Genomic DNA, 16,643 nt, shown 5'->3' on the forward strand with positions numbered 1-16,643 from the left:
CGGGAAGACGCGGCTTTTCCCCTCAATAGGCTGAATCACTGTCATTTACCCGGTGTGCCGAGGGTGGCGCGGGGTAGCGCGACCTGGCCCTCGGGCTCATTGTTCCGTAACTCCATGATCACGTGGCGTGGCGGACGGAAGCGGGGCCATGCTGGCTCTCCCTTCCCGATGGCGCTTCAGCACCGCCTGGCGGAGGGGCAGTTGGAGTGAGACCTGCTCACAGAAACGAAGTGTGTGATGTCGAGTAAGAAGGTGTGGACCGTCGCCGTGCTGGTGACGGTCCTCACGTGGAGCACGGTGATGACCGTGCTGGGACAGGTCGCCGCCATGGCCACTCTGCTCCCGTCCCTGGGCCTGCTCGTGCAGCAGATGGTCCAGGCCCTGACCGGACCCGAGGGACCCCGGGCGTCCGCCGACCCCACCACCGGCCCCGCGCCCGCCTCCACCGCCGCTGGGGAGGAACCGACCCGATGAGCTCACCCCTCGGCGACGACCAACCGGCTGCCGCGGAGGCCGGCGGCAGGCGCGGCCGGAAACCGGCCCCCATCTCCCCCGCGGCGGGAATGGCGCACCGGGCCTGGCTGGAGCCGGTGCGCCACCGCGTCTTCTCCAGCGGCCTGACCCTGGACGACCTCGTCCACCGCTCCGGCTACTCCAAGACACGCATCAGCGAACTGCTGCGCGGCAACGGTTACTACCCGGTCTGGGAGATGACCTTCAGCGTGATCCACGCGCTCGGTCTGCCCGTGCGGCCGATGCGCCGGCTGTGGATCGCCGCGGCCCGCGAAGCCCGCAAGGGACAGTGGTGGATCGACCAGTGCATCGACCAGGTGGCCTGCGAAGCGGAGCCGCCGCCCCTGGCCCACCAGGCCTTCACCGAGGCGATGCACGCGCCCTACACCGCCTACGCACGCGCCTTCCTGCTGGCGGAGGACCGTGTCCGCTGGGCGGTGGGCGAGACCTTCGACCTGCTGTGGCTGTCCTGGAACGCGGTCGCGAGCAGCGAGAACGTCCGCCGCCACGCCTGGCTCCTGCTGCGCTCCCGGGTACTCGCCCGTGCCGCCCACCGCGACGGCCGCCCCGACCTGCGCGCCGCGGTCTTCTCCACCGAGGAGGTCAGCGACAGCGTGCCTGGCCGTCTCGTCATGATGACCGACCTGGTGGACCTCTTCGACGCCATAGCCCGCCTTCCCCAGGACCAGATGGACGTGGTCGTGCTGGGTCATCTGTGCGGCCTGGACCTGGAGGAAACGATCCCCTACGTCACCGGCCTGAGCCCGGCCATCGCCCACGCCGTCGACCACCACGCCCGCGCGGCCCTCGAAGACCTGCTGCGCCGCGCCGGCACCCGGGAGTGACCCCTACCGCCATGACCGAGATAGACGCCCTTCTCGCCCGCGCCCGCCTGCGCCGGCACCCCGACGTCCCCGCCGACACGGTCCCCTACGAGGACAGCGACCACCCCGGATACGGGGAGGGCATCACCCGCGTCGCCGACGCCCACCCTGCCGACCCGGCCGCGATGCGCGACCTGCGCACGCTCTGCGACTCCCTGCTCGGCGCACTCGCCCCCGGCACCCTGCGCTTCCTCACCGACCAGCTCCCCGAGCCCGAGTGCGCCTGGCTGCTCGGCTGCGCGCTGCACGTGGCCGGAACCGACGAAGGAGCCCGCTTCTGGTGGCAGTACGCGGCCGGGGCCGGCCACACCCCGTCCGCGTACTGCCTCTCCCTGCACCATCGCGCGCGCGGCGAGGCCCACGCGGCCGCGTTCTGGTACGACCAGACCGGCCTGGACGCCATGACCGACCACGACACCATCCCCGTGGCCGGCACCTGTCCGCCGGTGAGCTGCACCTTCGACGCGTCCGTGCCCACGGTGCTCAGGGTGCTCAGCCGTCTCACGTCCCCGGGAGCACGCCGGCGACCCCCGCGCGCCGACGCCGTCACGACCTACGTGGCGCACGCCGTCCGGCGCGGCTACGCCGAGCACCCCGGCGTCGAGATACCCGTACCGGGGCCGCGTTTCGCGGACCGGGTGAGCTCCCTTCTCACAGAAACGGCACGGTGACCGGCGCCAGGTCGATACGCTGCGTGTTCGTGCGACTACAACAGCGGGGAGGGTGCGCATGCCCGCGCGAAAGGTGATCACGGGACGCAGCCAGGAACCCCGTAAGCGGTACGCGGAGGAGCTCCGGCGTCTGCGCACCGCCAGGGGCTTGACCCTGCGCGCACTGGCCGACGCGGTCGGCTGGGACCCCTCGCTCTTCAAGAAGCTGGAGAGCGGGGAGACGCTGGGCAGCCCCGAGGTCGCCGAGGCGCTGGACGAGTTCTACGGCACACCCGGACTGCTGCTGGCGATGTGGGAGATGGCGGTGGGGGATCCGACGCAGTTCAAGGAGCAGTACCGGCGGTACATGGTTCTGGAGTCGGAGGCGGTGAGCCTGTGGCACTACGCGGTGAGCGCACCGCCAGGCCTGCTCCAGACGGCCGGGTATGCACGCGAAGCGCTCGCGGCGGGGTGGATCAAGGAACACGAGCTGGACCAGCAGGTCGAGGCACGCCTGGGGCGGCGCCAGCTGCTGGAGCGCGACGACCCGCCGCTGTTCCGAGTCATCCTCTCCGAGGCGGTGCTGCGCACTTCGCTGCGCGACACGGGAGCCTGGCGGGAGCAGTTGGAGCACTTGGCGGAAGCCGCTGAGCGTCCGAACATCACCCTCCAGGTGCTGCCGTTCAGCGCGGGTCCCCATGGCCTGATGAACACCGCCGTGAAGTTCCTGCGACTGCCGGACGGTCGCACAGTTGCCTACACCGAGAACGACCTGCGGGGCGAACTGGTCGAAGACAACGGCTCAGTTGAGGAACTACAGCGTAGGTACGATGCGATGCGTGACCTCGGGCTGTCCCCGGCCGAGTCGCACAAGTTCATCCTGCGGATGTTGGAGGAAGTGCCGTGCGAGCCATCGACCTGAGCGGCGTGACCTGGCGCAAGAGCAGCTACAGCAACACGAGCGGCGGCGATTGCCTCGAAGTCTGCGACACCCTCCCCTCCGCCGTCCCCGTCCGCGACAGCAAGACCCCCGACGCCCCGGCCCTCCTCTTCACCACCCGCTCATGGTCGTCGTTCGTCGGGGCCCTCAAGGGTGGCCTGTTCCAGTAGCCTCCGCTTGTCCGGCTTGCCCGCGGCCGTGAGCGGGATGTCGGGCACGAGGTGCAGGGCGTCGGGGGCGTAGAGGCGTCCCTTGCGGACGGTGACGAAGTCGCGGATCTCCTCCAGTGAGGGCCACTGCCCGGCAACCGGCACCACGGCGACGTGGACGTGCTCCGCCGAGTCCTCGTCCCGGCTGCCGAAGACCACGCAGCGGGCGACGGCGGGATGGCTCAGCAGGAGTTCCTCCAGCTCGGCCGGATAGACGTGGCCACCGACGACCACGATCATCTCCTTGATCCGGTCCACGATGTAGAGACGGCCGTCCTCGTCGAGGTAGCCGACGTCACCGGTGCGCAGCCAGCCGTCGCGCAGCACCTCGGCGGTCAGCTCCGGCTGCTTCCAGTAGCCGTGCATCACATAGGGCGAGCGCACGTGGACCTCGCCCGGTTCGCCCGGCGGCAGGGTGGTGCCGTCGGCGTCCCGGACGGCGATCCGGACGTCGGGCAGGGGCCGGCCTGCCGTCAGTTGGCCGCCACGGCCGGTCAGCGCCAGCTCCTGCGGACCCGCTTCGGTGATGAGCTGGGCCTCCGCCTGCCCGTACAGGCCGTAGAGCACGGGCCCCAGCGCCTTGGCCGCCTCCCGCAGTCTGGCCGGTGAGGCCGCGGTCCCGCCGTAGCTGATCCGGGAGAGGCTGGACAGATCGGTGCCGGGCAGGTCGGGATGGTCCAGGAGCTGGTAGAGGAGCGGCGGCAGCAGCCAGGTGTGGGTGATGTGCTCGCGCTCCATCGTGGCCAGCACGTCCCCGGGCTCGAAACCGTGCCGCAGGACCACCGAGCCGCCCCGGAGCAATGCCATGTCGGCGAAGATTCCGGCGAGGTGGGCGAGCGAGGTGCAGGCCAGGTGGCGGGGCGGATCGCCGGCGGCGGTGAGAGGGCGGTCCAGGCTGCGCCGGTAGGAGCCGTGGGTCATGCGGATGCCCTTGGGGATGCCGGTGGTTCCGCCGGTGTGCCGGACGCACCAGTCGTCGTCCGGGCCCACCAGACCGCCCATCGGCTGCGCGGGGCGCCGGGCGGCCGCGGCCAGCACGTCCTCGGCGAAGCCGCTCGGTCCGAGGGAGAGCGCCGGGGGTACGCCGGGAAGGGTGAGCAACTCGACGGCGGAGGCTTCCTGTTGCCGGTCCACCAGCAACAGGAGGCAGTCCACGCTCGCCATCACACGGGCCATGACCGGCGGGCTCATGCCCTCGTAGAGCGCGACGACCCGGGCACCGGCCAGGTTGGCGGCATAGCGGGCGACGAGGGCCTCGGCGGTGTTACCGGTGAGCAGGGTGACCGTGGTGCCGAGGGCGACCCCGCGCTCGGCCAGCTCTCCGGCGAGCCGGTAGACCTGGTCCCGGAACCCGGCGGCGCTGATCACCAGCCCTTCGGCGGTGGTGACGGCCACCCTCGACGGCTCGGCGGACAGGACGTCGAGTACCGCCTCCACATAGCCTGTGAAGACGGGTTCCGCGGCGGCTCGTCGTGGGCTCATCGCCGTTCTCCCTCTGCCGGATCCGGTGGACACCCGCGACGCTAAGGCCCCGTCCCTCATGCCTTCCACGACCGCTTTCGGCATGTACTCATGACGCGTCGGGCATGAAGGACTCCACGGCCACGCGGCGGAAGTCCAGGGCGGCCGGGGAAAGATGGGCATGGGCGCGCCAGACCAAGGTCAGGGTCCGGTGGCAGTCCTCGACGTCCAGCCGCAGCAGGGCCACCCTGCCGTACTCGCCGAGGGCCCGGCGCGCCATGGCCGGCATCAGGCCGACACCCAGTCCGGCGCCGATCAGCTCGGGCGTGGCGGCGGCCTCGTCGCCCTCGCAGACCACCCGGGGCGTCAGCCCCTCACGGGCGAAGATCCGCTCCAGCAGGGCGCGTTGCCAGTGGCCCGTGCGCGTGGTGACGAAGTCCTCGTCGGCCAGCTCGGCCACCGCGACGCGCTCGCGGCCGGAGAGCGGATGCCCCAGCGGCACGGCCAGCAGCACCTCTTCCCGGACCAGTTCCACCAAGCACAGGTCGGGCCCGGCGAGTGGCTGGGAGGCGAGCGCCAGATCCACTTCGCCGGAGACCAGATGCCGTCGCATCGAGTCCACCGGGGCCTGGAACAGGCGCACGCTCGCCCCGGGACGCAGCGCACGGAAGGCGGAGAGCACCCCGGCGAGCTGCAGCAGGGTCTCCGCGGCGACGGCGACACGGCCCGGACCGGCCCCGGAGGCGTCGGCCATCTCCCGCCGGGCGTCGTCGAGTTCGGCCAGCGCCCGCTCGACCCGGTGCAGGAAGGCGGCGCCGTGCTCATTGAGCCGTATGCGGCGGCCCTGGCGGTCGAAGAGCTGGACGCCGAGTTCCGATTCGAGCCGGATGATGGTGCGGCTCACCGACGGCTGGGCCACCCGGAGTTGCTCGGCGGCCCGGCTGATGTGCTGGTGACGGGCGACGGCCTGGAAGTATCGCAGCGACAGCAGGTCCATGACGGTAGTCTGGCCGTGCCCGGGCCGACCGGATGTGACGGGGTGTCAGCCGAGGTCTCCCCGTACCGCATATCCGAGGACCCGCTCGCTCAACAGGTCCTCGATGTCGTCCAGCAGCGTCAGTACCTCTCGGGACAGCTCGCGCGGATCGCGGCCCTTGACCATCTCGCGGCCGATGACCGCGATGACCGTGCCGTGGATCCAGCTGATCTGCCCCGCCATCAGGTGGGGCAGTTCGTCGTCGGCCGGTGCGCCGGTCTCCTCACGCAGGACCTGCTCCAGGTTGACCTGGACCTCCTGGGCGAGGGCCCAGAGGCGGGAGCGCAGGGCGGGGGCCTCCTCGATGACCTTCATGAAGGCGGCGTAGCCGGGGAGCAGGCCGACCCGGGGGGAGACGGACTCGACCTCCTCGCGCAGCTCGCGCAGGACGGCGGCGGCGGCCGACTCGCCCTCGGGGCGGCCGCGGACCCAGCGGGCCAGGCGGTCGATCATGCCGGCGGAGCGGTCGAAGAAGAGGTCTTCCTTGGCGGGGAAGTAGTTGTACACGGTGTTGACGGAGACGTTCGCGGCCTCCGCGATCTCCGCGACCGTGACCGCGTCGAAGCCGCGCTCGACGAACAGACCCGTGGCGACGTCCGAGATGTACTGCCGGGTCTGCCGCTTCTTCCGCTCCCTGAGCCCCTCTGCCATGTCCGCATCCTAACTTCGCTGGAGCCCATGAAAACTTGGCTTAGATGAAAACTTGGGGTCGTTGCAAAATTTCAGGGACTCTGTTTTTCTTGTCGGCATGGCAGTAGTCATCAGCGCGGCGGGACTCGCCCGCACCTTCCAGACCAAGGCCGGCCCCGTGGAGGCCGTACGCGGCATCGATCTCGCCGTACAGGAGGGCGAGATCCTCGGCTTTCTCGGGCCCAACGGCGCAGGCAAGACGACCACCTTGCGGATGCTCACCACCCTCCTGAAGCCGACCGGCGGGGCCGCCACCGTCGCCGGGCACGACCTGGCGACCGACCCGGTGGGGGTCCGCGCGGTGAGCGGGTACGTCGCCCAGTCCGGCGGGGTCGATCCGCAGATCACCGTGCGGGAGGAGCTGGTCACCCAGGGACGGATGTACCGCCTGGCGAAGGGCGAGGCAGTCGCGCGGGCGGAGGAGTTGGCGCGGGAACTGGATCTCACGGGGTTCCTCGACCGGAAGGCCGGCGCGCTCTCCGGCGGCCAGCGGCGCCGGCTGGACATCGCGATGGCACTCACGCACCAGCCGAAGGTGCTGTTCCTGGACGAGCCGACGACCGGACTGGATCCGGGCAGCCGCGCCGACCTGTGGGACCTGGTCCGGCGGCTGCGCGACGAGCACGGTACGACCGTCTTCCTGACCACCCATTACCTGGACGAGGCCGACGCCCTCGCCGACCGCCTCGTCATCGTCGACCGGGGCACGGTCGCCGCCGAGGGCACGCCGGGCGCGCTGAAGCTGCGGTACGGCGGCTCGATCGACGCGACCCTCCAGGACACCTTCCTGGCCATCACCGGCCGCGGGCCCGCCCCGGCCGACACCACCCCTGTCGCCGTATAAGCCGTAGAGGACCCACACCGAGATGCTTCTTCACGACACGGCCCTCGTCTACGGCCGCTATCTGCGCCAGTCCCTGCGCTCCCGCTTCGCGCTGCTCTTCGGGGTGCTCACGCCCCTGCTGTATCTGCTCTTCTTCGGCCCGCTGCTCACCCGTCTCCCGCTCGGCGGCACCGGGAGCTCCTGGCAGGTGCTGGTCCCCGGGCTGCTGCTCCAACTCGGCTTGTTCGGCGCGTTGTTCGCCGGGTTCACGGTCATCGTGGAGAAGGGGCAGGGGGTGGTGGAGCGGATGCGGGTGACCCCCGTCAGCCGCCTCGCCCTCCTCCTCGGCCGGGTGCTGCGCGACGCCACGGTCTTCGTCTTCCAGGCGGTGCTGCTGGTGCTGGCCGCGCTGGGGATGGGCCTGCGCGCGCCACTCGCCGGCGTCCTGATCGGCTTCGCGTTCGTCGCCCTGCTCACGCTGTCGCTGGCCTCACTGTCGTACGCGCTCGGCATGAAGGTCCGCACCCCGCAGGAGTTCGGCCCGCTGATCAACATGGTGTCGATGCCGTCGATGCTGCTGTCCGGCCTGATGCTCCCGATGACCCTCGCGCCGGCCTGGCTGAACGTCCTGTCCCATTTCGTCCCGTTCCGCTACCTGGTGGACGCGGTGCGTGACGCGTACGTCGGGCACTACGCGAGCGCGCACATGCTCTACGGCGCCCTCGTCGCCGTCGCTTTCGCGGCGCTGGCGGTGACGGTGGGCACACGAGTGTTCCGGACGGCCGGGGCGTAACTACGCTGGCCCCATGGTCAATCTGACGCGCATCTACACCAGGACCGGCGACAAGGGCACCACCGCGCTCGGGGACATGAGCCGGGTCGCCAAGACCGACCTCCGGATCTCGGCCTACGCCGACGCCAACGAGGCCAACGCGGTGATCGGCACCGCGATCGCACTGGGCGGCCTGGACGCGGAGGTGGTCAAGGTGCTCACGCGCGTCCAGAACGACCTGTTCGACGTCGGTGCGGACCTGTCGACGCCGGTGGTCGAGAACCCCGAATTCCCGCCGCTTCGGGTCGAGCAGTTCTACATCGACAAGCTGGAGGCGGACTGCGACCGCTTCAACGAGCAGCTGGAGAAGCTCCGCTCCTTCATCCTGCCCGGCGGCACCCCGGGCGCGGCCCTGCTGCACCAGGCCTGCACGGTCGTACGCCGCGCCGAGCGCTCCACCTGGGCCGCTCTGGAGGTGCACGGCGAGACGATGAACCCGCTCACGGCGACCTACCTCAACCGGCTGTCCGACCTGCTGTTCATTCTGGCTCGCATTGCCAACAAGGAGCTCGGTGACGTGCTGTGGGTCCCCGGCGGGGAGCGCTGAGCGCCCCGCCGGGGACCCGCCGGGTCAGCGGTCGGTGCCGCTCGCCGCGTCCCGGTCGGCCGCGGCGGCCGCCGACTCGGCCGCATCCACCTTCTTCTGCATCTCCGCGTATCCGGAGGGCGTGCCGGACCCCGCCGGCGTCTTCGGGGACGCCCCGTCGTGGTGGGCGCAGCCCGCGGTGAGCGCCACGAGCAGCGCCACCGCCGGCAGCGCCGCCCGGCGTGCCCGCATCAGCTCGCCGCCTTCCCGACGCCGCCGTGGGCCTGGCACCACGTCTTCACGTCGTTCAGGTCCGTCTGGCGCTGCTTCAGGCTGGTGACCAGCGACTTGCGGAAGTCCAGCCGGTCCTGGAGGAAGGTGGCGATCTGGGTGTGGCCCGCCTTCTTCGCGTTGTCCACCCGCTGCTGCAGGCGGGCGATCGAGCCACGGGTGCCGGGCCCGGCGTCCAGCCGCTTCAGGGCCCGCTCGATCCGGCGGTCGATCCTCGGCACCCGCTTGCACAGGGCGTGCGCCCCGTCACCGGTGGGCCCGGGCGCGGGGGTGCTGGTGTCGGCCGAGGCCACCCCGGCGGTGCCCGCCAGTACGGCCGCCACGGCACACCCCGCGAGCAGGGTGCGCGTACGTCGACGTGCGTTCATCGGTGTCTCCGTTCCCTTCCCGGACGAGTTGGTCATCCGTCCGACGGAACGGAGGCTAGGAAGCGTCTTTGGGGAAACTCTGTGACCGGTTTGCCCCGGCTGTACCGATCAGCCAGTCCCGTCGGCCGGGCAGGACCGCGCCACCCGACGGCAGCCGCACCTCGAAGCGCGCCCCGGTGCCGTCCGGCCCCTCGCCCACGGTGACGCTGCCCCGGTGCAGTGCTGCCTGCTGGGCGACCAGGGTGAGGCCGAGCCCGGAGCCCGCGCTGTCCGGTCCGCGCCGGAACCGCTCGAAGATCCGGGTGCGGGCGCCCGGCGGCACGCCGGGCCCGCGGTCGTCCACGGTGACGCGGACGTGGTCGGCGCCGGCCTGCACCCCGACCCGCACCCGTGCCCGGCCCGCCGTGTCCCGGCCGTGGGCGAGGGCGTTGCCGAGCAGGTTGTCGAGCAGCAGGCGCAGGCCCGGTTCCCAGCCGTGCACAGTGAGCCCGGGTGCCGCGTCCAGGGTGATGTCGGCGTCCGGGGCACGGCGGCGGGCTTCGGCGACGGCCGCGTCGGCGACCTCGGACAGGTCGACGTCCCCGAACGCCTCCGCCTCCACCAGGTCCCCGCGCCCCAGTTCGCGCAGCGTCACCAGCAGGCCCAGCAGCCGGGCGTGCTCGTGCCGCAGATCGGCGACCACCTCGGTGCGGTCGGCCTCCGGCAGGCCGGGGTGGTCGGCGAGGATGTCCAGGTTGGTGCCCATGCTCATCAGCGGGGTGCGCAGTTCGTGCGCGGCGGCGGAGGAGAAGGAGCGGGCGGTGTCGAGGGCCTCGGCGGTGCGGGCGGCCTGCTCGTCGTAGCGGGCGAGCACGGTCCGCAGCGTGGCGGCCAGCTCGTCCACCTCCCGCACCCCGGTCCGCTCCTCGGGGAGCCGGGCCGTGCTGGTGCGCGGGTCGAGCCCGGCGGTACGGCGGGTGAGGCGGGTGAGCGGCGCGCTCGCCCCGGTGGCCAGACCCCAGGCGAGCAGCCCGGACAGGGGCGCGGCGAGCACAGCGGTGAGGACCACCCGGCGCCGGACGAGGCGGAGTTGGGTGCGGTCGGCGGTGTCGGGCGAGAGGACCCACAACGTGCCGGAGACGTCGGGGCCCTGCAGGGGCCGGGCCAGGGCCCGCCAACTGCGGGCGCCGTCGCGGACGGTGACGAAACCGGAGGAGACGTCGGGCAGGGCCACGGACGTGCCGGGCTGGGGTCCGCCGCTGAAGTCCGCGCCCGGCCCGACGACGCGTACGCCGACGTCGAGCGCGGCGCTGAACAGCTTGCGCTCCCGGGTGTCCGCCGCCTTGGGCCGGCCGTTCGCCGTGGCCCGCAGCAGTGCCCGGGCCTCGGGGGCGACGGCCAGCGCGCGCTGCCGCAGATGCTGGTCCTCGGTGCGGTGCAGATCGCGGGCGACCAGGTTCAGCAGCAGCCAGCCGCAGGCCAGCACCAGCAGCGGGACGGTGCAGCCGACGGCGAGGGCGATACGGGTGGACAGCCTCACGGCCGTTCCCTCAGGACGAAACCCACTCCGCGCACGGTGTGGATCAGCCGGGGCCGCCCCTCCGCCTCCAGTTTGCGCCGCAGATAGCTGACGAAGGTGTCGACGGCGTCGGTGCGCACGTCGAAGTCGTAGCCCCACACCCGCTCCAGGAGCTGGTCGCGGGTGAGGACCAGTCCGGCGTTGCGGGCGAGCACCTCCAGCAGCTCGAACTCGCGCCGGGTGAGGTCCAGGGGCGTGCCGTCCCGCTCGGCGGTGCGCGCGTCCGGGTCGATCACCAGGCCCGCGACCCGCACCCCGGCCTGGCCGGTGGGCGGGCGGCGGCGCAGCAGGGCGCGCAGCCGCAGCACCAGTTCCTGCAGGGCGAACGGCTTGACCAGGTAGTCGTCGCCGCCCGCCTGGAGCCCGGCTATCCGGTCCGCGGTCTCGTCCAGCGCGGACAGCATCAGGACGGGCAGGTCCCGGCCCTCGGCGCGCAGCCGGGTGCACACCTCGATGCCGCTCATGCCGGGCATCGACACGTCGAGCACCAGCACATCGGGCGGCGCGTCCGCGATCGCCGCCAGCGCCTGAGCCCCGTCACCGGCGGTCCGCACCGCGAACCCGCTCAGCCTGAGCCCACGCTCCAGCGCCCGCCGGATCGCCGCGTCGTCATCAACGACCAGCACCGCACCGGACCCCGCCGTGTCTGCCATGCGCCGCCCTCCTCGTCGCCGGTCAGCGTACGACCCGGCACCGGGCGCGCGGCAGTCCGGGCGGGGGCTGTCGCGGCCACCTCGGCGGCGCCGGCCGTCCAGGCCGGCAGCGTACGGACGCCGGCACCGGCCCGGAGGGCTCAGCGCTGGTCGGTCGGCTCGCGCTTGGGGAACACGGTGTAGCTCCCGGCGATCACCAGGTTGATGCCGATCACCCAGAGCATGCTCCGCTGCCAGGCCCGCAGGGAGCTGGTGTCGCCGTCGCCGACGTACCAGGCGGCGGCCTGGAGCAGCGCGAGGGCGACGCACGCGGCCAGGATCCAGCGGGCGGCGACCTTCCACTCGTGGACGGTGCGGGCCGTGCCGTACTTGGGGGGCCTCGGCGGGCGCGGGCCGGCGGCGAAGCGGTGGGCGACCCAGGCGTCCGCCCATCTGATCGTGGAGTGGCCGAGACCGACCGTGAAGCCGATGTAGACGGCGGCCAGGCCATGGCGCCAGTCCGGCTGCGCGCCGTTCCTCAGGTCGATCGCGGTCACGACGAACAGCACCAGCTCCAGCAGGGGCTCGCACAACAGCAACGCCACGCTCGTACGGCGCCACTTCAGCAGGTAGCGCGCGGCCAGTGCGGCCGCGAGCAGCACCCAGAACGCCACCTCGCAGGCGATGACCAACCCGACGATCACGGTTCGCTCCCCTCGCTCACCCTTCCAGGCTCCCGGCACCCGGGGCGCGGATCGTCGTCGGTGCGGGCGAGACCCGGTGTAAACGAAAGTTGCAGCCCAGGCCGTTCAGGACCCTGCCGGGGGTGCAGGCCGGGACGACCCCGGGGCGTGTTGGATGGGGGCATGGCCCTCGCACTCCCCCGCCCCCACCGAGACGATGTGCGGATCGCCGTGGGCGGGCTGCTCGGCGGGGTGTTGCTGTGGGCGCTCGGGCTCCACCCCCGCGTGCCCTCGGCCCCGGTCGTGCTGTGGGCGGCGCCCTGGGCCCCGCTGGTGCCGCTGGCGGTCACGGCCGCGTGCGAGCCGCTGCGCCGCACCCGGCCCCGGCTCGGTCTGCTCGCCGGCACCCTCGCGCTGGCCGTGGACACGGTGACGGTCGGCAACGTCGTCACCGTCGTGCTGTACACCGACCTGGTCTACGCGTCCGTCGTGTACGGCACCCCGTCCTCGGCCCGCCGCATCCCCTGGATCACCGGACTGCTGACGGTGCTCGGCGGAGTCGTACCCGCGGCACTCTGGCGGGACCCGGCCGCGCTGCTGATCGGTGTGGGCGTCGGCGTGGTGGCGCTGGCGCCCGCCGCGACCGGCTGGGTGGTGCGCGACCACCGTGACGCCGCCGAGGCCGCCCGGCTGCGCGCCGAACAGACCGCGCTGCTCGCCGAGATGGACCGTACCCAGGCGGTCGCGGCCGAACGAGCGCGTATGGCACGGGAGTTGCACGACGTGGTGGCGGGTCATCTGTCCGCGATCGCCATCCACTCCACGGCCGCGCTGTCCCTGGACGATCCGGGTACCTCCCGGGACGCCCTGACGGTGATCCGGGAGAACAGCGTGGCGGGGCTGGCCGAGATGCGCCGGCTGATCAGCATCCTGCGGGACAGCGGCGGCGATCTGGAGCCGGCCGCCACGCCGACCCTCGACGGTCTCGCCGCCCTGGTCGACGGCGCCCGCGCGGGCGGTCTGGACGTACGGCTGGACGCCGGGCACGGCCGGGTGCCGGCGCCGGTGGAGCTGGCCGCCTACCGGATCGTGCAGGAGTCGCTGACCAACGCGCTCAAGCACGCGGCCCCGGGACCCGTCCGGGTCGCCCTGCGGCAGGCCGACGACAGCCTGCACATCGAGGTCACGAGCCCCTACCGGCCCGGTGACACACCGCGCGCCCCCGGCTCGGGCTCCGGGCTCACCGGGATGCGGGAGCGGGCGGCGCTGCTCGGCGGTGGCTTCACGGCCGGCCCCGAGGCCGGACTGTGGACCGTACGCGCCCGTCTTCCGCTCACCGAAGGAGCCCCCGCATGAACCGGCCCGACCGGCCCGTCCGTGTTCTCGTCGCCGAGGACCAGTCCGCCGTACGCTCCGGACTCGTCCTGATCCTGCGCAGCGCACCGGACATCGAAGTGGCCGGGGAGGCCGCGGACGGTGAGCGGGCGGTGGAGCTGGCCCGGGAACTGCGGCCGGACATCGTGTTGATGGACGTGCAGATGCCGCGCCTGGACGGGGTGTCGGCGACCGGGCGGATCGTCACCGAAGGGCTCGCGGACGTCCTCGTGCTGACCACCTTCGACCTGGACGAGTACGTCTTCGGGGCGCTGCGAGCCGGGGCGGCGGGGTTCTTGCTGAAGAACGCCGAGGCGCGGGATCTGCTGGAGGCGGTGCGCACGGTGGCGCGCGGCGAGGGGATCGTCGCGCCGGCCGTGACCCGGCGGCTGATCGCGGAGTTCGCGGCCGGTCCGGCGCGGAAGGCGAAGGCCGATCCGGCGGTGCTGGACGGTCTGACCCGGCGCGAGCGCGAGGTGCTGTCCTGCGTGGGTCAGGGGCTGTCGAACGCGGAGATCGGCGGGCGGCTGGGGATGGCCGAGGGCACGGTGAAGACGCACGTCAGCAGGCTGCTGGCCAAGCTGGAGCTGCGCAGCCGCGTCCAAGCGGCAGTGCTGGCCCAGGAGTTGGGGATCTGAGGCGGGTCTCCCGGATCGCCGCGAAATTGGTCCAGACCTATTGACCCATGGTCCAGACCTTTCTACTCTCGCAGCACCGTGGGCGTGAAGGCTCAGTCACGCCCCTGACATCCCCACATACCCAAGGAGGCGCAGCATGCGCTTCAGACACAGAGCCGCGGCAGGCTTCGCGACCCTGCTGCTCCCCCTGGCCGGCCTCGTCGGTCTCGCGAGCCCCGCCCAGGCCGCGACCAACGCAACGGCGAGCTTCACCAAGACCAGCGACTGGGGAACCGGCTTCGGCGGTCAGTGGACCATCAAGAACACCGGCTCCACCGGCATCAGTTCCTGGACCGTCGAGTGGGACTTCCCCTCCGGCACGTCCGTCACCTCGGCCTGGGACGCGGACGTCACGTCCTCCGGCACCCACTGGACCGCCAAGAACAAGTCCTACGACGGCACCATCGCCCCCGGCGCCTCGGTCTCCTTCGGCTTCAACGGCTCGGGACCGGGATCACCGAGCAACTGCAAACTCAACGGCGACAGCTGCGACGGTACGACCGTCCCGGGCGACGCGGCCCCGAGCGCCCCCGGCACGCCGACCGCCTCGAACATCACCGACACCTCGGTCAAGCTCTCCTGGGGCGCGGCCACCGACGACAAGGGCGTGAAGAACTACGACGTCCTGCGCGACGGCAAGGTCGTCGGCACGGTGACGACGACCTCGTACACCGACAGCGGCCTGACCGCCGGCACCGACTACTCCTACACCGTGCAGGCCCGCGACACCGCCGACCAGACCGGCCCGGTCAGCGGCGCGGTCAAGGTGCACACCACCGGCGGCACCACCACTCCCCCGACCACCGGCGACAAGGTCAAGCTCGGCTACTTCACCGAGTGGGGCATCTACGGCCGCAACTACAACGTCAAGAACCTGGTGACGTCCGGCTCGGCAGCGAGGATCACGCACATCAACTACGCGTTCGGCAACGTGACGAACGGCCAGTGCGCGATCGGTGACTCCTACGCCGACTACGACAAGGCCTTCACCGCCGACCAGTCGGTCAGCGGCGTCGCCGACACCTGGGACCAGCCGCTGCGCGGCAACTTCAACCAGCTGCGCGAGCTGAAGGCCAAGTACCCGAACCTGAAGGTGCTGTGGTCCTTCGGCGGCTGGACCTGGTCCGGCGGCTTCGCCCAGGCCGCCGCCAACCCGGCCGCCTTCGCGGACTCCTGCTACAACCTGGTCAAGGACCCGCGCTGGGCGGACGTGTTCGACGGCATCGACATCGACTGGGAGTACCCGAACGCCTGCGGGCTGAGCTGTGACACCAGCGGGGCCGCGGCCTTCAAGAACGTGATGGCCGCACTGCGCGCCAAGTTCGGCTCCTCCGCCCTGGTCACGGCCGCCGTCACCGCCGACGGCTCCTCCGGCGGCAAGATCGAGGCCGCGGACTACGCCGGCGCCGCGAGTTACGTCAACTGGTACAACGTGATGTCGTACGACTTCTTCGGCGCCTGGGACGCGCAGGGCCCGACCGCCCCGCACTCCCCGCTCACCTCGTACAGCGGCATCCCGAAGGCCGGGTTCGACACGGCCGACGCCATCGCCAAGTACAAGTCCGTCGGCGTCCCCGCGTCCAAGCTGCTCATCGGCATCGGCCTCTACGGCCGCGGCTGGACCGGCGTCACCCAGGACGCCCCCGGCGGCACGGCCACGGGACCCGCGGCCGGCACCTACGAGCAGGGCATCGAGGACTACAAGGTGCTCAAGACGTCCTGCCCGGTCACCGGCACCGTCGCCGGTACCGCGTACGCCCACTGCGGCAGCAACTGGTGGTCGTACGACACCCCGTCGACCATCGCCGGGAAGATGAGCTGGGCCAAGTCCCAGGGGCTCGGCGGCGCGTTCTTCTGGGAGTTCAGCGGCGACACCAGCAACGGTGAGCTGGTGAACGCCATCAGCAGCAACCTGTAGAACCCGTAAGAGAGCTCCTAAGCGACGTTGACGCGCTGACCGGGCGGGGCTGCCTCCAGCCACGCGAGGAATCCGGTCAGCGCGTCTTCGCTCATGGCGAGTTCGAGGCGCGTGCCCCGATGGGTACAGGCGAGGACCACCGCGTCGGAGAGCAGCGCCAGCTCCTCCTCGCCCTCGGGCAGCCGGCGGCCGGCCACCTCGATGGCGGCGCGCTCCAGGGTGCGGCGCGGGCGGACGGCGTAGGAGAAGACGCGGTACCACTCGATGCGGTCGCCGTTGTAGCGGGCGACGCCGTAGGACCAGCCCTTGCCGCTGGCGTCCGGTTTCTCGGCCACGTCCCAGCGCAGGGAACAGTCGAAGGTGCCGCCGGAGCGCTGGATCAGCCTGCGCCGCAGGCCGAACAGGAACAGCCCCACCACCACGAGCGCGACCACGATCCCGCACACAGTCAGAGCGAGGACCATCGGCACCGACCTCCTCGTCTCCTAGGAACTGCTTCTGTTACTGAGTAATGAAACGGAAAAAACACCCACATCTGCCTCAGCCGCGACCGGCACCGGATTGCTCCGGGCCGGCCG

Annotated in this window: 20 protein-coding genes; 11 read left to right on the forward strand and 9 right to left on the reverse strand. The window is 71.8% G+C overall.

Features of this window, described 5'->3' with window-relative positions:
• The first annotated feature begins 237 nt into the window (after positions 1-237).
• Genes FB563_RS07320 through FB563_RS07340 form a run of 5 tightly spaced genes read left to right on the forward strand, consistent with a single transcriptional unit; the run spans position 238 to position 3,157 of the window.
• Positions 238-474 (forward strand): hypothetical protein, encoded by a 237-nt coding sequence (locus FB563_RS07320; RefSeq protein WP_055704186.1) that lies wholly within the window; start codon positions 238-240, stop codon positions 472-474.
• Positions 471-1,358 (forward strand): SigE family RNA polymerase sigma factor, encoded by an 888-nt coding sequence (locus FB563_RS07325; protein ID WP_055704187.1) that lies wholly within the window; start codon positions 471-473, stop codon positions 1,356-1,358. The genes FB563_RS07320 and FB563_RS07325 overlap by 4 nt, the downstream gene beginning before the upstream one ends.
• 11 nt (positions 1,359-1,369) lie before the next feature.
• Positions 1,370-2,068 (forward strand): hypothetical protein, encoded by a 699-nt coding sequence (locus FB563_RS07330; RefSeq protein ID WP_055704188.1) that lies wholly within the window; start codon positions 1,370-1,372, stop codon positions 2,066-2,068.
• Between the two features lie 58 nt (positions 2,069-2,126).
• On the forward strand, positions 2,127-2,969 hold the full coding sequence (locus FB563_RS07335; protein ID WP_055704189.1) for a helix-turn-helix domain-containing protein: 843 nt from the start codon (positions 2,127-2,129) through the stop codon (positions 2,967-2,969).
• The gene (locus FB563_RS07340; RefSeq protein ID WP_055704190.1) at positions 2,951-3,157 is read left to right on the forward strand and encodes a DUF397 domain-containing protein; all 207 of its coding nucleotides are present in this window, start codon (positions 2,951-2,953) and stop codon (positions 3,155-3,157) included. The genes FB563_RS07335 and FB563_RS07340 overlap by 19 nt, the downstream gene beginning before the upstream one ends.
• Here FB563_RS07340 and FB563_RS07345 read toward each other — a convergent pair.
• The 3 genes from FB563_RS07345 to FB563_RS07355 form a co-directional block, all read right to left on the reverse strand.
• The gene (locus tag FB563_RS07345) at positions 3,110-4,678 is read right to left on the reverse strand and encodes an AMP-binding protein (protein WP_055704191.1); all 1,569 of its coding nucleotides are present in this window, start codon (positions 4,676-4,678) and stop codon (positions 3,110-3,112) included. The two genes, FB563_RS07340 and FB563_RS07345, sit on opposite strands and share 48 nt — an antisense overlap.
• A gap of 88 nt (positions 4,679-4,766) precedes the next feature.
• Positions 4,767-5,654 (reverse strand): LysR family transcriptional regulator, encoded by an 888-nt coding sequence (locus FB563_RS07350; protein ID WP_055704192.1) that lies wholly within the window; start codon positions 5,652-5,654, stop codon positions 4,767-4,769.
• Between the two features lie 45 nt (positions 5,655-5,699).
• Positions 5,700-6,344: a TetR/AcrR family transcriptional regulator gene (locus FB563_RS07355; protein WP_055704193.1), complete on the reverse strand. Its 645-nt coding sequence runs from the start codon at positions 6,342-6,344 to the stop codon at positions 5,700-5,702.
• 97 nt (positions 6,345-6,441) lie between these two features.
• Between FB563_RS07355 and FB563_RS07360 the strand changes: the two genes are divergently transcribed.
• From FB563_RS07360 to FB563_RS07370, 3 genes are read left to right on the forward strand one after another with little or no spacing between them, the layout of a single operon-like run.
• On the forward strand, positions 6,442-7,227 hold the full coding sequence (locus tag FB563_RS07360) for an ABC transporter ATP-binding protein (RefSeq protein ID WP_055704194.1): 786 nt from the start codon (positions 6,442-6,444) through the stop codon (positions 7,225-7,227).
• A gap of 22 nt (positions 7,228-7,249) precedes the next feature.
• Complete coding sequence (locus FB563_RS07365; protein ID WP_055704195.1) at positions 7,250-7,999, forward strand: ABC transporter permease; 750 nt, start codon at positions 7,250-7,252, stop codon at positions 7,997-7,999.
• Between the two features lie 13 nt (positions 8,000-8,012).
• Entirely contained in the window at positions 8,013-8,585 is a 573-nt protein-coding gene (locus FB563_RS07370; protein ID WP_055704196.1) for a cob(I)yrinic acid a,c-diamide adenosyltransferase, read from the forward strand.
• 24 nt (positions 8,586-8,609) lie between these two features.
• On the opposite strand, the gene FB563_RS07375 is transcribed toward FB563_RS07370, so the two are convergent.
• From FB563_RS07375 to FB563_RS07395, 5 genes are all read right to left on the reverse strand, one after another.
• The gene (locus tag FB563_RS07375; protein ID WP_055704197.1) at positions 8,610-8,816 is read right to left on the reverse strand and encodes a hypothetical protein; all 207 of its coding nucleotides are present in this window, start codon (positions 8,814-8,816) and stop codon (positions 8,610-8,612) included.
• Positions 8,816-9,223, reverse strand: a complete 408-nt coding sequence (locus tag FB563_RS07380) for a hypothetical protein (protein WP_055704198.1) — start codon at positions 9,221-9,223, stop codon at positions 8,816-8,818. The genes FB563_RS07375 and FB563_RS07380 overlap by 1 nt, the downstream gene beginning before the upstream one ends.
• Positions 9,224-9,278: 55 nt before the next feature.
• Entirely contained in the window at positions 9,279-10,742 is a 1,464-nt protein-coding gene (locus FB563_RS07385; protein ID WP_142218543.1) for a sensor histidine kinase, read from the reverse strand.
• A complete protein-coding gene (locus FB563_RS07390; protein WP_055704200.1) occupies positions 10,739-11,434 on the reverse strand; it encodes a response regulator transcription factor in 696 nt (231 codons plus the stop codon). Before FB563_RS07390 ends, FB563_RS07385 begins: the two co-directional genes overlap by 4 nt.
• A 140-nt stretch (positions 11,435-11,574) precedes the next feature.
• Entirely contained in the window at positions 11,575-12,117 is a 543-nt protein-coding gene (locus FB563_RS07395) for a hypothetical protein (protein WP_055704201.1), read from the reverse strand.
• A 162-nt stretch (positions 12,118-12,279) separates the two neighbouring features.
• On the opposite strand from FB563_RS07395, the gene FB563_RS07400 reads away from it, so the two are divergent.
• The 3 genes from FB563_RS07400 (at position 12,280) to FB563_RS07410 (ending at position 16,065) form a co-directional block, all read left to right on the forward strand.
• Positions 12,280-13,452: a sensor histidine kinase gene (locus FB563_RS07400; RefSeq protein ID WP_055704202.1), complete on the forward strand. Its 1,173-nt coding sequence runs from the start codon at positions 12,280-12,282 to the stop codon at positions 13,450-13,452.
• On the forward strand, positions 13,449-14,108 hold the full coding sequence (locus FB563_RS07405) for a response regulator (RefSeq protein WP_055704203.1): 660 nt from the start codon (positions 13,449-13,451) through the stop codon (positions 14,106-14,108). Before FB563_RS07400 ends, FB563_RS07405 begins: the two co-directional genes overlap by 4 nt.
• Before the next feature lie 136 nt (positions 14,109-14,244).
• A complete protein-coding gene (locus tag FB563_RS07410; protein WP_055704204.1) occupies positions 14,245-16,065 on the forward strand; it encodes a glycoside hydrolase family 18 chitinase in 1,821 nt (606 codons plus the stop codon).
• Positions 16,066-16,082: 17 nt separating this feature from the next.
• On the opposite strand, the gene FB563_RS07415 is transcribed toward FB563_RS07410, so the two are convergent.
• Positions 16,083-16,529 (reverse strand): DUF2550 domain-containing protein, encoded by a 447-nt coding sequence (locus FB563_RS07415; RefSeq protein ID WP_055704205.1) that lies wholly within the window; start codon positions 16,527-16,529, stop codon positions 16,083-16,085.
• Positions 16,530-16,643 lie beyond the last annotated feature (114 nt).

Source organism: Streptomyces puniciscabiei, assembly GCF_006715785.1.
GTDB lineage: Bacteria > Actinomycetota > Actinomycetes > Streptomycetales > Streptomycetaceae > Streptomyces > Streptomyces puniciscabiei.

Bases quoted from the DNA above. Each gene is read 5' to 3' on its own strand.
- FB563_RS07320 (WP_055704186.1), top strand. From the start codon at position 238: ATGTCGAGTAAGAAGGTGTGGACCGTCGCCGTGCTGGTGACGGTCCTC.
- FB563_RS07325 (WP_055704187.1), top strand. From the start codon at position 471: ATGAGCTCACCCCTCGGCGACGACCAACCGGCTGCCGCGGAGGCCGGC.
- FB563_RS07330 (WP_055704188.1), top strand. From the start codon at position 1,370: ATGACCGAGATAGACGCCCTTCTCGCCCGCGCCCGCCTGCGCCGGCAC.
- FB563_RS07335 (WP_055704189.1), top strand. From the start codon at position 2,127: ATGCCCGCGCGAAAGGTGATCACGGGACGCAGCCAGGAACCCCGTAAG.
- FB563_RS07345 (WP_055704191.1), bottom strand. From the start codon at position 4,678: ATGAGCCCACGACGAGCCGCCGCGGAACCCGTCTTCACAGGCTATGTG.
- FB563_RS07350 (WP_055704192.1), bottom strand. From the start codon at position 5,654: ATGGACCTGCTGTCGCTGCGATACTTCCAGGCCGTCGCCCGTCACCAG.
- FB563_RS07355 (WP_055704193.1), bottom strand. From the start codon at position 6,344: ATGGCAGAGGGGCTCAGGGAGCGGAAGAAGCGGCAGACCCGGCAGTAC.
- FB563_RS07360 (WP_055704194.1), top strand. From the start codon at position 6,442: ATGGCAGTAGTCATCAGCGCGGCGGGACTCGCCCGCACCTTCCAGACC.
- FB563_RS07365 (WP_055704195.1), top strand. From the start codon at position 7,250: ATGCTTCTTCACGACACGGCCCTCGTCTACGGCCGCTATCTGCGCCAG.
- FB563_RS07370 (WP_055704196.1), top strand. From the start codon at position 8,013: ATGGTCAATCTGACGCGCATCTACACCAGGACCGGCGACAAGGGCACC.
- FB563_RS07375 (WP_055704197.1), bottom strand. From the start codon at position 8,816: ATGCGGGCACGCCGGGCGGCGCTGCCGGCGGTGGCGCTGCTCGTGGCG.
- FB563_RS07380 (WP_055704198.1), bottom strand. From the start codon at position 9,223: ATGAACGCACGTCGACGTACGCGCACCCTGCTCGCGGGGTGTGCCGTG.
- FB563_RS07390 (WP_055704200.1), bottom strand. From the start codon at position 11,434: ATGGCAGACACGGCGGGGTCCGGTGCGGTGCTGGTCGTTGATGACGAC.
- FB563_RS07400 (WP_055704202.1), top strand. From the start codon at position 12,280: ATGGCCCTCGCACTCCCCCGCCCCCACCGAGACGATGTGCGGATCGCC.
- FB563_RS07405 (WP_055704203.1), top strand. From the start codon at position 13,449: ATGAACCGGCCCGACCGGCCCGTCCGTGTTCTCGTCGCCGAGGACCAG.
- FB563_RS07410 (WP_055704204.1), top strand. From the start codon at position 14,245: ATGCGCTTCAGACACAGAGCCGCGGCAGGCTTCGCGACCCTGCTGCTC.
- FB563_RS07415 (WP_055704205.1), bottom strand. From the start codon at position 16,529: ATGGTCCTCGCTCTGACTGTGTGCGGGATCGTGGTCGCGCTCGTGGTG.